At 69.8% G+C, this 15725-nt stretch carries 4 protein-coding genes and 1 pseudogene; 4 read left to right on the forward strand and 1 reads right to left on the reverse strand.

Annotated features, from left to right (window positions below):
- The first annotated feature begins 341 nt into the window (after positions 1-341).
- Positions 342-1285: pseudogene (locus ACZ5DS_RS05260) on the forward strand (IS481 family transposase).
- 1166 nt (positions 1286-2451) lie between these two features.
- Here the strand turns inward: ACZ5DS_RS05260 and ACZ5DS_RS05265 are convergent.
- Entirely contained in the window at positions 2452-5739 is a 3288-nt protein-coding gene (locus ACZ5DS_RS05265; protein ID WP_468234332.1) for an AAA domain-containing protein, read from the reverse strand.
- A 253-nt stretch (positions 5740-5992) separates the two neighbouring features.
- On the opposite strand from ACZ5DS_RS05265, the gene ACZ5DS_RS05270 reads away from it, so the two are divergent.
- The 3 genes from ACZ5DS_RS05270 to ACZ5DS_RS05280 all read left to right on the forward strand — a co-directional run bounded on the left by ACZ5DS_RS05270 (position 5993) and on the right by ACZ5DS_RS05280 (position 15714).
- Positions 5993-7183 (forward strand): serine/threonine-protein kinase, encoded by a 1191-nt coding sequence (locus tag ACZ5DS_RS05270; protein WP_468234334.1) that lies wholly within the window; start codon positions 5993-5995, stop codon positions 7181-7183.
- A 139-nt stretch (positions 7184-7322) separates the two neighbouring features.
- A complete protein-coding gene (locus ACZ5DS_RS05275; protein ID WP_468234336.1) occupies positions 7323-10280 on the forward strand; it encodes an SNF2-related protein in 2958 nt (985 codons plus the stop codon).
- A gap of 73 nt (positions 10281-10353) precedes the next feature.
- Positions 10354-15714 (forward strand): hypothetical protein, encoded by a 5361-nt coding sequence (locus ACZ5DS_RS05280; protein ID WP_468234338.1) that lies wholly within the window; start codon positions 10354-10356, stop codon positions 15712-15714.
- Positions 15715-15725 lie beyond the last annotated feature (11 nt).

Consider the following 15725-nt stretch of genomic DNA (forward strand, 5'->3'; position numbering starts at 1 on the left):
CGGCGCGCTGCTTCTCCTCGATTGGGTGGCTGGTGTCACCCACCTGGGCGTGCAGAGCGACGTCTGACATGGGCTCGCTCTACCGGCGCCCGTTCCGCCGATTGGTGATGTCCGTGGCATCCAAGGTCCCAGCGCCGCGTTGGGGTGCCGGTTGGTCGACCACGCCCGACGGCATATGTCCGACGAAACTGGAGGTCGCCACCGAATTGTGCTGTCGCCAGCTCAATGGGCGCCGACTAGATGTAGTGATCACGAGCGTTGTTGACGCGGGCGGGTCTTGATCGTGGCGAAGGCCCCCGTGAGTGGTGGAGGTGTCGAATCTTCACCGCACGGAGGCCTTCGTGTCCCACCGTAATGCCCGGCTGACCGTTCACGGCAGGCGACTGCTGGTCGAGCGTGTCCGCTCGGGCCGTCCCGTCGCCCACGTCGCCGCAGAGATGGGCACCTCTCGTCCCACGGCCCACAAGTGGATCCGGCGCTGGCGGTCCGAGGGCGAGAGCGGACTCATCGACCGTTCCAGCCGGCCTCGCAGGACACCGCACCGGACCGCAGCCGCCACCGAGGCGCATGTCTGCCGGCTGCGGCAGGACCGCAAGCTGGGCCCGGCACGTATCGGACCGATCCTGGGCCTGCCCGCCTCCACCGTGCACCGCATCCTGACCCGGCACGGCCTGAACCGTCTGGCCCACCTGGACCGGCCCACGGGGGAGGCCATCCGCCGCTACGAACGTGACCGGCCCGGCGAACTGGTCCACGTGGACGTCAAGAAACTCGGCCGGATCCCAGACGGCGGCGGCCACAAGGTCCTCGGCCGCGAGGCCGGCCGAGCCCGGCGCAGCAGCATGGGCTTCGACTACGTCCACTCCGCCGTCGACGACCACAGCCGCCTCGCCTACAGCGAGATCCACGCGGACGAGAAGGCCGCGACCTGCGCCGGGCCGCCGCCTTCTTCGCCACCTGCGGCATCGACCGCATCGAACGGGTCCTGACCGACAACGCCTGGCCCTACCGCAAGAGCTTCGCCTGGCGGCAGGCACTTGCCGACCTCGGCGCGGTCGGCAAGCTCACCCGCGCCTACCGGCCGCAGTCCAACGGCAAGGTCGAACGCTTCAACCGCACCCTGCTCGACGAATGGGCTTACATCCGCCCCTACACCACCAACCAAGAGCGGACCGAAGCCCTGGCAGACTTCCTCCACACCTACAACCACCACCGCTGCCACACCGCACTCGGCGGCCAGCCACCCATCACCCGCGTGAACAACCCTGCGGGTCAATACACCTAGAGCCCATCATCTCGTGCAGAGCCCTCGTCTGGTGGGGCCCATGTCCAGACCGGTACCGGGAAGGCAGTCCACCGTCGGCGCCATGTGCGCAAGCAGTCACAGCGTGCCTATGAGGAGGCCAGGACATCGCCGCTCATGGGGTGAACGGCGTGACGCATATTTGACGCACGGAAGCCTGGAGAGCTTGATCGACAAGAGAGAAAACCGCCTCTGGCCTGGTATTTCTCTCCCGGAGGCCCATTCGTACACGTTCCCGATGACGCATCATGTGGAATGCGTGGCGATTCTGGAGCCTGCTTCAAAGCAGCCCTGACCTGCGGGTTCTCCGGAACTTCCCGGGTCCGGCCGGGGCGCTCGACCTGCCTACCAAAGCGCACCGCGTGGAGCGCTTCATCGGCTTCCGCTACGCGTCTCCACCTGCGGCTTCACGCAGACGGTGCGCGGGTGAGGAGCGCTCTGCCGCGACCTCGTGAGGGCGGTTGTAGCGACGTCTTGACGCTTGCTCGACGCTGATTCTGACGAAGGGTCATGCCGCTGCGCGGCTGGCTATCGAGCCCAAGTCGCAGATCCTGACCGACGGCGGTGGTCTCGATGTCGGCGGTTGACAGTGCTCGGTTGTGGAGCACGGAGTATCAGGAGGACCGGACGAACAGGGGACGCATCTGAGATCGGTGATGACTTCGTTGATCTCGCACGGGAACGGACGTACATCGCGCCGATGCCGATGCCGATGCCGATGCCGATGCCGAGGCCTAGGCCTAGGCCGAGCGAAGCTTCGAGGCGGGCAGAGCCGGCTCTCTCGAGCACGGCCCTGCACGCCCGGCCAATGGCCGCCTCGCCAGAGCGGCCACTGCTATCGACCGCTCCATCACCATCCGGATATCAGACGGCGACCCGGTGTCCGCGAACAGCCCGAGACAGGAGCCTGGGGTGAACAGCGAAGTCAGCGATGAGCACCGCGCCCGCACCCGGACCGTGTCCGGCGTCGGCCGGTCTCCCCGCTTACCCTGATCCGGCCCGCGTCGGCCATCCCATCGGGAGCACACCGGCTGACCGAGCCGGCGGACAAACTGGCTGGCCGGGTACGTGCTCGGATCGGAAACGGCCAAGGTCCGGCTTCTGCCGTGGACCACGCCGTCGCACTCCGGGGGTGGACCGCCGGCCCTTCAGCGCCTTGCCCTGCCCATCCGTATGTCCGTGTTCCACGCATTGCTCCGGCCGTTCGCCCCCGTCTTGCAGACCGCGTCGTAGCAACGCCAGAACCAGGTGCCGTTCTTGCGGCGGCGCAGCTCGATGCTCGTGCCGCCGCAACGGGCGCACTTCGGCGGGCGGGTGAAGAGTTCGGCGTGCTCGTGCTCCAGCAGCTTGCGGGCGAAGTGGCCGCCCCGCATCGTCACCATGACCTCTCGGGTCCACGACTGGGACAGGGTGTTGAGGCTGCCGATCATCACCGTGCGTTCGTCGATCACTGCGAGCTTCTGGTGCATGACGTTGACGGGGATGACGGTGTTGACGACGGCACGGAGGTCGGCGATGAGGCTCTGATTGTGCGGGCGGGCCTGGAGTTGGTCCGTGTCGTCGCGGAGGAACACGGTCACGCGCACACCGCGTCCGGTCGCCTCGCGCAGCAGCGGCAGGATGCCGCGTACTCGGTTCGCGACCCACGGCGCCCACAGCCAGATCGAGGTGCGGGCCTTGCGGATCTCGTCCTCGAACGCGCTGAAGAAGGTGACTTCGTCGTCGATGCCCGTCACCTCGACGTGCCGGGCCAGGACGTCGGCGAGTGCGGTCCCGAAGCCGCCGAGGTCCCGCGCATTCTCGTGCGGCGGGGTGATCAGATGGCTGGCCCGCAACCGTCGTACGCCGGCGGTGCCGACCAGTGCCGCCAGATGCGTGAAGGCCCTGCCGTTGCGTGCCGCCCGGATTCTTTCCCAGCTGCCGATGACGTAAAGGCGGGACTGGACGCGGGTGGCCGCCACGTTGAACAGCCGCACGCCGCTCCGCGCCCAGTCCGACGCGTCGGGTTCCCTGTGTGCCAGAGACATCCACAGTTCCCGGCCGTCGGCACCTTCGACCGTGTCGAAGACGACGACAGGGAACTCCCGGCCCTGGAAGCGGTGCGCCGTGCCCACCTCCGCCAGGGGGCCGCCCCCGCTCTCCACGTCCCGCAGGGCCTCCAGGGTCGCGTCCGCCTGCGTACCGTACGGCGTGACGATGCCCGCCTCCTCACCCTCTCCGCGGTGGTACTCCACGAGGGCTCTGGAGATCAGCGCGCCGGCCGGCCACCAGCCGCTGCGCCGGCCGGTCAGGTGAGGCCGAGCCAGTTCATGCAGTCCGTCGGTGTCGACGACGACGATCTCCGGGTCGTCGGGTGGTCTCGGCGCCACGGCCTGGCCGCCCCGCAGCGTTCCGCCGTAGGCCAGCGAATTGGCCAGCCGCATCACTGCGGGGCCGAAACGGTGCTGTTCGGTCAGAGTGACGCAGGCGGGGTGCCGGTGGGCGTCCGAGGGTTCCCGGATGCCGCAGTGCTCGAAGACGTCCGGGAGCAGCCAGCGCTTCACATCCGGGCGGTCGAGATCCTTCAACTGCTCCTCTATGACCGGGCCGAGCTGCATGAAATCACCGAGCAGCACAGCCGTCCGGGTTGCCTTCGCCGTCGCGAGGATCACCTCGGGCAGGGTCGCCGCACCCGCCTCGTCGACGAGGACGACGTCGTACGGGCCCTCGAAGACCGCCTTGTTGGTGCGGAACCGCGCGAGCGTCGTGGCGACGAGCCGGGCACCTTTGATGATCTCGCCCTGGGCGTTGCGGGCGAGACGTTCGTACTCCTCCTGGACCTGCCGGAACTGCTCCTCCAGAGCGGCGCGGCCGGCGGTGTCGGCCGCCACCTGCGGGCGCAGCCGTTCGGCGCGGGCGTGGCGGGCCGGCCAGTCCTGCCGCTGGGCCAGGGCGGTGAGCTCCGCGGCGTCGAGGGCGCGGACAACAGCCCGCTCGAGCTCGGTGGCCTCGTCCCTGCGGGCGGCTACGGCGTCAGCGGCCGATCTGCCGGCCGCCTGGGCCGTGGCGAGCGCCTGCTCTCGGGAGGCGATGTGCTCTCGCGTGTGCGCGATGCCGGCGATCAGCTCCGCCAGTTCCCTCTCCAAGGCGGCGACGTGCGCCTCAGCCGTCGCGCGTGCGGCCTGCGCGGCGCGGCGTACACGGTTGACCTCGTCCTCCTCGGCGGCCACCTGCTCGCGGAGCGTCTGCCGTTTCTCCCGAGTGCGCCATCTGGCCATGGACCCCTGGGCGTCGAGCTGTCTCAACTCTTCCCGCAGGGAATCGAGTTTCTCCTCGGCCAGCAGGGCCTTGGCCTCCTTCCGCTCCGCTGCCTGGAGAATGCGTGACTGCTCCGTGTGCAGGCGGTCGACCTCCGACCACTGACGGCGGGATTCCGCCGCTTCCTCGTGGCGTCGCCCCGCCGCCGCGACGGCCCTGTCCGCCGCCTCCCGGGCCGCCTCGGCCTGCTCCAGCAAGTCCGCGGCGTTCTCCGCGCGTTGGCGCGCGGACACCGGATCCTGTCCGGGCGTACGCAGCAGCTTCAGCGCGGCGACGTATGCGGTGGGATCGAAGCGGACGAGGGAGGCGTCCAGCGCGGCGAGTTCCGCCGCGCGGCTGCGCATGTCCACGAGTGTGGCCTCGACGACACGCCTGCGCTCCTCCGTCTCGGCCAGCCGCTCGCGCACCATCAGGGGAAGCGACACACTGGGGTCGTCGGCGACCTCCCGCAGTTGTGGCGGGCCGACGCGCACGATGTCGCCGGGTGCGTGCCGGTTCTCCTTCACCACGCCCAACAGGGCATTGTCCACGGCGATGTTGGTGGCCGAGACCAGCAGTACGCGGTCGCCGCGGGCCATCAGGTCGCCGATGGCGCGCTTGAGCACCGTCGTCTTGCCGGTGCCCGGCGGACCCCACACCAGATGCACGCCCTCGCCCAGGCATGCACGGTATGCGTCCGCCTGCGCGGGATGGGAGCCCGGAGGGTCCGGGTCGGACGAGGCCGCACCACCGATGGCCCCCGCGGCCAGGGCGCTCGCCAGCGGGGTCTCGCCCAGCCCGGCGATCCCGTCACGCAGAGCCTCCACGAGAAAGGCCGGCGGCTGCTTCAGCAGCCACAGATACGCGTCCGGGAGATCCGCGAACTCGGCGACCTTCAAGGTGAGCAGGGAGCCGTTCTGCACTGTCTCCGAGACGGCGAATCCCTTCGATGCGACGTGCTCCGGTTCCGGGCCTGCGAGCCGCAGCGCGTCCAGCTGGTCCGGACCGATGTCCGAACCGCGCAGGTCCACCGCGTACCAGCCCGCCTCCTTGGTGCGGACCGCGCGTCCCACCCGCTGCCAGCGCGGCTGCCTGCCCGAGCCACCTACGATCGTGACGAGCTCGTCCAGGGCTGTTGCGATCTCCTTACGCCACCCCACCCGCGTCACCCCCCGTTGCGCGTCGTGCGGGAGATCCCCGTCGTCGTGGCGGATCTCCGTGCGGACCTTACCCAGGCCTCGCCCCGGGTGATTCCGCAGGACGGTCCCGCATGGTGATTTTCGGCCGAGGGGCCGGGGCGACGGGCCTGAGGTGCCGGAGCCATGGCGGCCTGTCGATCTACACTGTGGCCGACCGTCCGCGTGGGTGCCGCGCGGGGCCGGGAACCGGACGCCGAGGGGGAGCTGGGCCGCTGTGGAACCGCTGAGGAGTGACGACCCCACGCACATCGGGGGCTACACCCTTCGTGGCCGGATCGGCTCCGGCGGCATGGGCCGTGTCTACCTGGGCGAGTCACCCGCCGGTCAGCTGGTCGCCGTCAAGGTGATCAAGTCGTCCGTCCTCGACGCCGAGACCCGCAGCCGGTTCGTGCTCGAGGTGGAGAACCTGAAGAAAGTGTTCGGGCCGCGCGTCGCCGCGTTCGCCGGCGCCGACCCGCTGGCCGAACAGCCGTGGCTGGCCGTCGACTACGTCCACGGGCCCGACCTCCTGCGCCACGTCCGCGACCACGGCCCGCTGCCGCTCCCCGAGACCGCGAGCCTCGGTGCGCTGCTCGCCGAGGGACTCACCTCCGTCCACCAGGCCGAGTTGTTGCACCGCGACCTGAAGCCGCAGAACATCCTGCTGGGTCCGGACGGGCCCAAGGTGATCGACTTCGGTCTCGCGGTCCTCGCGGAACGGCGTACGACGCTGACCGCGACCGGAGTCGTGGTCGGCAGCGTGCTGTGCATGCCGCCCGAGCAGGCGGAGGGCAACCATCATCTGACCGCCGCCGCCGACGTCTACGCTCTCGGTGCGGTCCTGCTCTTCGCGGCCACCGGCCACTATCCGTACGACGGCGAGAACTGGCTCGCGGTGGCGTCCAGGATCGGCGACCCGGGCCAGGCCCCCGACCTGGCCGGTCTGCCCGACCAGCTGGTCCCCGTGGTGTCCGCGATGCTCGCCCACGACCCCGCCGACCGCCCGTCCCTCACCGAGGTGACCGGTGAGCTGGTGACCGTTCTCACCGACTCGGGTCTCACCGCCCGTCAGGCCCGGCAGCGGCTGATCGAGCGGACGGCACCGCACCTCGACGGCCGGCTGGTGCTGCCGCCGGGGCCGATCGCCGAGTACGAGCCCACGCTCGTCGCCCCTGACCCTGACCCGCAGCTCGCCGAACCGCTCCCCGAGCCGCCCGTCGCCCCACCCGGCCCCGCCGACGTGCCCACGGTCGCTCTCGTCCCACCCGCCACCCCGGCCCCTGCCGCGCCGCGCGGGCGCTCGGCGGGCGGACGCACCCCCGGACGCACCCCCGATGCGGCGACGGCCCATGCCATCGCCGAGGACCTGCGCGCGGCGTATGCGAGGGATGCGGCTTTCGTTCCGGCGCGCGGCGGGTCCCGCTGAACCGGCGGTAGCGAAGACGTCTCGGAGCCGGCCTCCGGATTGCCGCAGTGACCTGCGCGGACATTCTCCGGCATGGAAGACTTGCGCGGTATTCGGCCACTTCCCGTGGACGACGTGTGCAGGAAACGGAGGCAGCAGCGTGACCCACCAGCCGGACGGGCGGCCGGAGCAGTCGGTGACCTCCGAGGCGGCGGACGCCTCCGAGATCAGGTTCCCGCCGGGGGCCCAGATCCTCGTCCGGGACGAGGAGTGGCTGGTGAAGAGCGTCACCCCGAGCCGTGACGGCGCCAAGATCGAGGCCGTGGGCGTCTCGGAGTTCGTCCGGGACGAGCCGGCCGTCTTCTTCACCGAGATCGAACGCCTGGCCGGTGACGGGGTCCGCATCCTGGACCCCGAGCACACGGAACTGGTCGAGGACCCCACCGACCACTTCCGCCGCAGCCGTCTCTTCCTGGAAGCCCTGCTGCGCAAGACCCCGCTCCCACAGACCGAACGCGGCCTGGCTCTCGCCGACCGCTTCCTCATCGACCCGCTCAGCTATCAGCAGCGCCCCGCCGAGCTGGCCCTCTCCCTCGCCAACCTGCGCCCCCGGCTGCTCATCGCCGACGTCGTCGGGCTCGGCAAGACCCTGGAGATCGGCCTCACCCTGGCCGAGCTGATCCGCCGCGGCCGGGGCGAGCGCATCCTCGTCGTCACCCCGCAGCACGTCCTGGAGCAGTTCCAGCACGAGCTGTGGACGCGCTTCTCCATCCCGCTCATCCGCCTGGACTCGGTCGGCATCCAGCGCATCCAGCGGGAGATCCCGGCCGGCCGCAACCCCTTCACCCACTACAAGCGGGTCATCGTCTCCGTCGACACCCTGAAGAACATCGGCCAGTACCGCCACCATCTGGAGAAGATCCAGTGGGACGCGGTCGTCATCGACGAGTCCCACAACCTCATCAACCGGGGCAGCCAGCGCAACGCCCTCGCGCGCGTCCTCGCCCCGAACACCGACGCCCTGCTCCTGGCCAGCGCCACCCCGCACAACGGTGACGGCAAGTCCTTCGCCGAGCTGATCAGCCTTCTGGACCCGGCCGCGATCGCGGACCCGAGCGACTACGACGCGGAGAAGGACCTGAGCCACCTCTTCATCCGCCGGACCAAGGTCCACCCGGAGGTGCGGGACCAGATCGGCAAGGAGTGGGCCGACCGCGATCCCACCGTCTCGGTGCCGTGCACCGCGACCGAGGCCGAGGAACGGATCTTCGCGGAACTCACGCGGCACTGGATCCCGGCCCCGGACACCTCCACCGAGTTCGGCACCGCGCCGTCCGGCCGCACGGCACCGACCGAGGACCGCCTCTTCCCGTACACGCTCCTGAAGGCCTTCCTCTCCTCCCACCGGGCGCTCGCCAAGACCATCACCACCCGCCGGAACAACCTGAACGAGAAGGCGGCGAAGACGGCCCCCGGCACCCCGGCGGCCGCCCGCATCGCCACCGAACTCGCCGCGCTGGACCGCCTGCTGGCGCTGACGTCCGTCATCGGGGAGGCCGGCGCGCCGGGCGACTCGTCCAAGCTGGACGCGCTCGTGGAGCAGCTCACCGACATCGGCGTACGGCCCGGCTCCGCCACCCGGGTCGTCGTCTTCTCCGAGCGTGTCGAAACGCTGAAGTGGCTCTCCAAGGTCGTCCCCGCCCGGCTCGGCTTCGGCGAGGAGCAGGCGAAGCAGGCCGTGCGGATCATGCACGGCGGCCTGTCCGACAAGGAACAGATGGAGGTCGTGGAGGCCTTCGGACTGGCCCACCACCCCGTGCGCATCCTGTTCACCGGCGACGTGGCCTCCGAAGGCGTGAACCTGCACCGCCAGTGCCACGACCTCGTGCACTACGACATCCCCTGGTCGCTGATCCGCATCGAGCAGCGCAACGGCCGTATCGACCGCTACGGCCAAAAGCACAACCCCCGCTTCCGGGCGCTGATCCTGCACTCCGCGACCGAGGGCGCCAAGGACGACCGTACGGTCGCCGAGAAGCTTCTGAAGCGCGAGGAGGAGGCCTACCGCCTGGACGGCACCGCCGAGGCCGTGACCGGGCTGTACCGCGCGGAGGAGGAGGAACGCCGCCTGATCAGGGACCTCCTTGCAGGCCGCACCGTCGAGGAGTCCCTCGCCGCCTCGCCCACCCCGGGAGACCCGCTGACCGCGCTCTTCTCCCAGCCGTCGGTCCTGCCCGAGCACCGGCCCGTGCCCAAGGCACAGGTCCCTTCCCTGTTCGGCGGCGACACCCAGGCGTTCGTCCGAGCGGCCCTCGACGAGGTCTACGACGAACGCCCGCACGACGCGCTCGACCTCTCCGAGCACCAGCAGACCCTCCCGCACAGCGAGTCGGCGCCCTACCTGAGCCTCGCCACCGCGAAAGCCCCCGACCTCCTGCACCGCCTGGACATCCTGCCCCCGGACTATCTACGGGAGCAGAAGCTGAAGGAACGGCTCCGGGTCACCTTCCACCGGCGCCTCGGACAGCACAGCCTGGACGAGGCCCGCGGCAAGTCCGGCTCCAGCTGGCCCGCCATCGGCTACCTCACCGACATCCACCCCCTGGTGGAATGGCTGGTCGACAAGGTGCTCGTGCAGCTCGGCCGTCAGCAGGCACCCGTCATCCTCACCTCCGACGCGACCGGGCCGACCTTCCTCGTCCAGGGCATCTACTCCAACAAGCTGGGCCGCCCCACGGTCGTGGAGTGGATGGCCGTCCGCGGCCTGCCCGGCACCCCCGCGGTGGTGCCGATGCCGGACGCCCTGACGGAGGCCGGCATCGGCCCCGACATGGCCAACCCGGCACCGCCCCGCGACCTGCCCGCCCTCCAGAAGCTCGTTCCGGCCGCCGTCGCCGCCGCCCGCGAGCACCTGGAGGAACGCAAGGACGCCTGGACCCGGCAGATCAGCGCCCAGCTCGACGACTACCGCGCACGCCTCGGCCGCTGGCAGCAGCAGTCCCTGCTGCCCGGCCGGATCATCGAGGACACCATCCGCGACCAGACGGAACTGGCCGACAAGCTCACCGCCACCGGCCGCCCGCTGCTGCGTGTCCTGGCCGTCCTCGACCGCGCCTGACCGGCACCGGCCCCGCCCCCTGCAAGCCACCCGCTGAACCATCCGCAGACCATCCGCAGAAACGGTCCTCGACGTGACGTACGACTCGCTGGTCAACCACGGCGACTACTTCTCCGCGCACTACCTCGCCGAGGTCCTGCCCAAGGACCTCAAGGCGAAGGACGGACTGCTGGCCCGCTGGGCAGAACACGAGGCCGAGGAGAACAGGAAGCCGGCGGACGAGCCACGCCTCCTCACCCCCCGCCAGGGTCTGCGCACACTACGCGCCCCCTATTTCGCGGACCGCGCCTTCCTCGCCGAGCGCGCCCAGGCCGAGGTGGACGCACCGGAGAGCGAGTCCGGTTGGCGCACCTACGACGACGCCCGCTGGACCAAGACGGTCGCGGACCTCCACGACCGGGTCCTGCGCGCCCTCGGCTACACCCCCGCCCCGGCCACGCTCACCGTCGAACGCGCCGGTCGCACCTACGACATCCCGGTCGCGCACGCCGAATCCGGCCTGGTCGCCCTCGCCTGCGGCTGGGCCGCCGAACCGGACGCCGCCCGCGACCCCGCCGGCCCCGGCCGGCTTCTGCACCCGGTCGACATCCCGCAGGGCGAGCCGATCACCGACGCCGACACCCTGGTCCGCTTCCTCTTCGCCGCCGACGAGCCACCCCGCTACGTCCTCATCCTGGTCGGCGGTGTCGTCGTCCTCGCCGACCGCACCGCCTGGAGCGAGGGCCGCTACCTCGCCGTCAGCCTCGACTCGGCCCTGGAACGCCGCGACGACCGCCCCGGCGGCGAACTCGACACGACTGCCGCCCTGTTCGGCGCCGACTCGCTCCGCGTCCCGGAGACCGGTGGCACCAACCCGCTGGACGACCTCGTCTCCAAGTCGGCCAAGCACGCCGTGGGCGTCTCGACGGAACTCCGCGAGGGCCTGAAGGACTCAGTCGAGCTGATCGCCCAGGCGGTCCTGGCCCGGCTGTCCGAGCAGGGCGTGACACCGGCCGACCTGGACGACCCGCAGCGCCTGGCCCGACGCCTGACCCGCGAGTCCCTGCGCTACCTGTACCGCATCCTGTTCCTGCTCTACGCCGAGGCCCGCCCGGAGCTGGGCATCCTGCCCTCGGACTACCCCGAGTACGGCGCGGGGTACGGCCTTCAGCGCCTGGGCGACCTGGCGGTCAAGGCCCTGGTCGGCCCCACCGCCCGTGACGGCTTCCACCTGTACCAGTCGGTCGACCTGCTCACCCGCATGGTGAACAAGGGCCACCGCCCTCACGGCACGGAGCCGGAGGACCGTGCGGTGGAGGAGGCGGACCGCGCGGCGGTAGCGGCGGAAGCCGCAGAACTTGCGTCGGCGGGCGAGAAACTGACAGAGGCTCAGCTTGCACTGCGTGCCCGTCGCTTCGAGCGAGCCCGGCGGGCCCGCCGCAGCGAGGACGTCGGCCTGCGCTTCGAGCCGCTGCGCTCCGATCTCTTCGAGCCGGGCGCCATCCGCCTGATCGGCTCAAAGGTCCCCAACCCCGCCTATGACGAGGACGACCCGTCCGCCGGACCGGAGTACTTCGACACCCAGCTGCGCAACGCCACCCTGCACAAGGTACTGCGCCGCCTGATGCTGACCAAGGGCCGCAAGGGCGAGCGCGGCGGCTTCATCTCGTACGCCCAGCTCGGCATCAACCAGCTCGGCGCCGTGTACGAGGGCCTGATGTCGTACACCGGCTTCATCGCCGACAAGACGCTCGTCGAGGTCGCGAAGGGTGGTGACCCCGCCAAGGGCAGCTGGGTGATCCCGGAGTCCCGCGCGGGCGCCTACCCGAGCGAGGTGTTCGTCCAGCGGTACAACGAGGAGACGGGCCAGACGGAGCGGGCCGAGTACCCGCCGGGCTCGTTCGTGTACCGCCTCGCAGGCCGCGACCGGGAGAACACGGCGTCGTACTACACGCCGGAGTCCCTGACCGAAGTCACGGTCGAGCTCGCGCTCAAGCACCGCCTGGACCAGAACGGCGAGGTGACGCCCGCGCGCGAGCTGCTGGAATGGAAGATCTGCGAGCCCGCCCTCGGCTCCGGCGCCTTCCTCAACGAGGCGATCAACCAGGTCGCCGCGGAGTACCTGCGGCGCCGCGAGGCCGAGACCGGCGTGCAGATCGCCCCCGACCAGCGGGCCGTGGAACTCCAGAAGGCCAAGGCCTACGTCGCCCTGCACAACGCGTACGGCGTCGACCTCAACGCCACGGCGGTGGAGCTGGCGGAGGTCTCCCTGTGGCTGAACACCATGCACCCCGGGATGCAGGCCCCCTGGTTCGGCCTGCACCTGCGGCGCGGGAATTCGCTGGTCGGCGCGGGCCGCAAGATCTACGACAAGGACGCGCTCGGCAAGGGCAAGTGGCTGTCGAAGAAGGACACGCTCGCTCCGAAGGAACTACCGTTCCGGGGCGGTGCGTTGCCGGAGGGCGCGGTCCATCACTTCCTCCTGCCCGCGCTGGGCTGGGGAGCGGTGGTCGCGGACGCCAAGTCCAAGAAGATCGCCGAGGAACTGGACAAAGCCGCAGTCCAGCGGATGGAGAAGTGGCGGTCCGGCATCCTGCGCGCCCCGAAGACGGTGGCACAGCGGCGCCGGCTCCAGGGGGTCGCGCGGCGGGCCGAGTTCCTGTGGAAGCTGGTCATCGAGCGGCTCAAGCAGTCCGAGAAGGAGATCTCCCGCGAGATCGACGTCTGGGGCGCGGACTGGATCGAGCATCCCGAGCACGCGGTGCCGAAGGAGGTCGTCTACGGCGACCTCACGCGCCCCGGCACGCCGTACTGGCGGCTGAAGGCAGTCATGGACGTGTGGTGCGCGCTGTGGTTCTGGCCGCTGGACCGGGTGGGGGAGCTGGACGGTTCGGAGAACGTGTCGTCGTACGGCGATGGGGGCGAGGCCGGTGCTGAGCAGTTGCCGGTGGAGGTGGCCGCCGAGCCGTCCGGTCCGGCGCCCGGGGACCAGAGCTGGGTGAAGGAGAGCCTGTTCGACGACGGGCTTCCCCAGCAGCTGGAGATGGAGGACACCGGTTCCTCCCGCGACGCGGGGGAGAAGAAGTCGGTGCGGAAGCGGGCGGCTGCTCGGCCCCAGGGGCGGCGCGAGGTCATTGCGCTGGCCACGCTGGACGACTGGATCGACTTCCTGGAGTGCGCCCTCGGTACGAAGGATGTACCGGCGGATTCGCTGGTCGCCGACTTCCCGAGCCTCGATGCTCTGCGCGACTACGAGGTCGAGCTCGACGCGTTCATGGGCATGGACTCGCCGTTCCGGCTCAAGGCGCGGTTCCCCTGGCTGGACACGGTGGAGGACGTGGCCGGGAGCGAGGACCGGGATGACCTCGGGGCCGGTGTGGGGCTGGGCTTCTTCCACTGGGAGTTGCAGTTCGCGCATGTCTTCGCGGGGGAGGCCGGGGGGTTCGACTTGCAAGTGGGGAATCCGCCGTGGGTGCGGCCGGAGTGGAAGGAGGACCAGGTTCTCGCCGAGCGTGATCCCTGGTTCATGCTTACGGAGCGGCCGAGCGCGGCGGTACGGAAGGCCCGCGTGCCGGAGCTGTTCAAGGATGCCGAGGCGCGGGCCTACTTCCTGGGCGAACTCGTGGCCATCATGGGCGTGTCGAGCCAGCTTGGTTCTCCGGTCGTCTACCCCGTGCTCGATGGAACCCGCCCGGATCTGTACCGGGCGTTCATGTGCCAGACCTGGGCCCATGCCGGACGCAACGGCACGGCTGGACTCATCCACCCTGATACCCACTTCACCGGGGACAAGGACGGGCTACTGCGGGCAGCGGCCTACAAACGCCTGCGCGTGCACGGTGACTTCTCCAACGCCAGCAATCGCTTCTTTCCCCCGCCGGTCGGTCACGCCAGTCACTTCGGAGTACACATCTACGGACCTGAGGGTGAAATCGGCTTCGACCATCTGTCGTGGCTCTTCTCCGTAGACGCCCTGCGGCTTTCCGCTCAGCACGATGGTTCGGGACCCGACCCGGTAGTCCGATACGGGGACACGTGGGACGAGCGACCGCACAAGAAGCGGATCATCCGGGTCGACCGGGCGACGCTGGGACAATGGCAGCGGCTGACTGGGGACGAGGGGCAACCGGTGGAGCAAGGACGGTTGCTGTCGCCGGTGAGTGCAGCGGAGGGCGAGGCCGTCAGCGCGCTGGCGGACTATCCGCTGCGATTGGGTTCCTTGAAGCCGCCGATCTCCTCGGGCTACAACGAGACGCTGGCCAAGAGGGACGGCCTCATTGACTACAACCTCCCGAAGGACGACGGTTCGCTCTTCCGACCAGCCAAGTGGGAAGACGTGATCTTGAAGGGGCCCCAAGTCGGCCTGGCTAACCCGATGTTCAAACAGCCCAGCCAGGGCAGCAGCGAGGTGCTTGGCCTCAACCACCTAGAGATGCCCGACGATGCGTTGCCGGAGACGGAGTACGTACCCGTTGCGACGCCGGAGAGGTACGCCGAGAAGCAGGACCAGTGGCTCGACAAGGGCGGGTTGGCGCAGCTGAGGGCGTCGGATGAAGCGACGGCCGAGGCGCGTCGAGTGCTGGCCCAAGCACGGGGCGTGCCGGAGGGTGAGGTCAACGCGGATGATGTTGACCAGTACTTCGTCAGGCGGTCGACTCGGGCGTACACGAAGTTCTACCGGGTTGCGTGGCGAAAGATGATCGCTCCCGACACCGAGCGCAGTCTGTATGAGGCGATCATCCCGCCCGGCCCAGCTCACATCGATGGCATGCGCAGCACCTACTTGGGTAGCAACCGCATGACCGCCCTGACGGCCGGATTCTGGTCATCCATCCCGGTCGACTACCTGCTGCGTACGACACGTGTGCGCAATCTCGACGTGAAGCAGGCCGGCCGACTGCCGATACCATCAGAGAACCACCCGTTGGCGTCGGCCTTGCTGCTGCGTACTCTACGTTTGAACTGCCTTACGACGCACTACGCAGCCCTTTGGACAGAGCTGTACGACCCGACATGGGCCGGATATGAGGGCTGGGCCCGGGAGTGGTCTCAGCTGGAGCCCCTGCATGACGTGGGCCCCGACTGGACTCGGGTGACTGCTCTGCGTACCGATCGGGCACGCCGCGCAGCGCTGGTCGAGCTGGACGCTTTGGTGGCCGTATGGCTCGGAGTGGATGCCGACTCCCTTGTGGCCATGTACAAGGCCCGCTTCCCGATCATGCAGGACTTCGATGCCGTCACCTGGTTCGATGCCGAGGGACGCCGCATCGCGGGCAGCCGTCACACGTACGGCCACGGCCAGACCAGGGAACACTACGAACAACTCCGCGCCCACCTCGACGGCGAACGCGCGGCTCCGCCGGACGGCTACACGCCCCCCTTCTACAAGGCCGACCGCGAGGCCGAAATGCGAGAGGCGCACGCCTACTTCTCGGCACGGCTCTCGTCCACCTGAGCGGGATACGC

The organism is Streptomyces sp. NPDC031100, assembly GCF_055570785.1.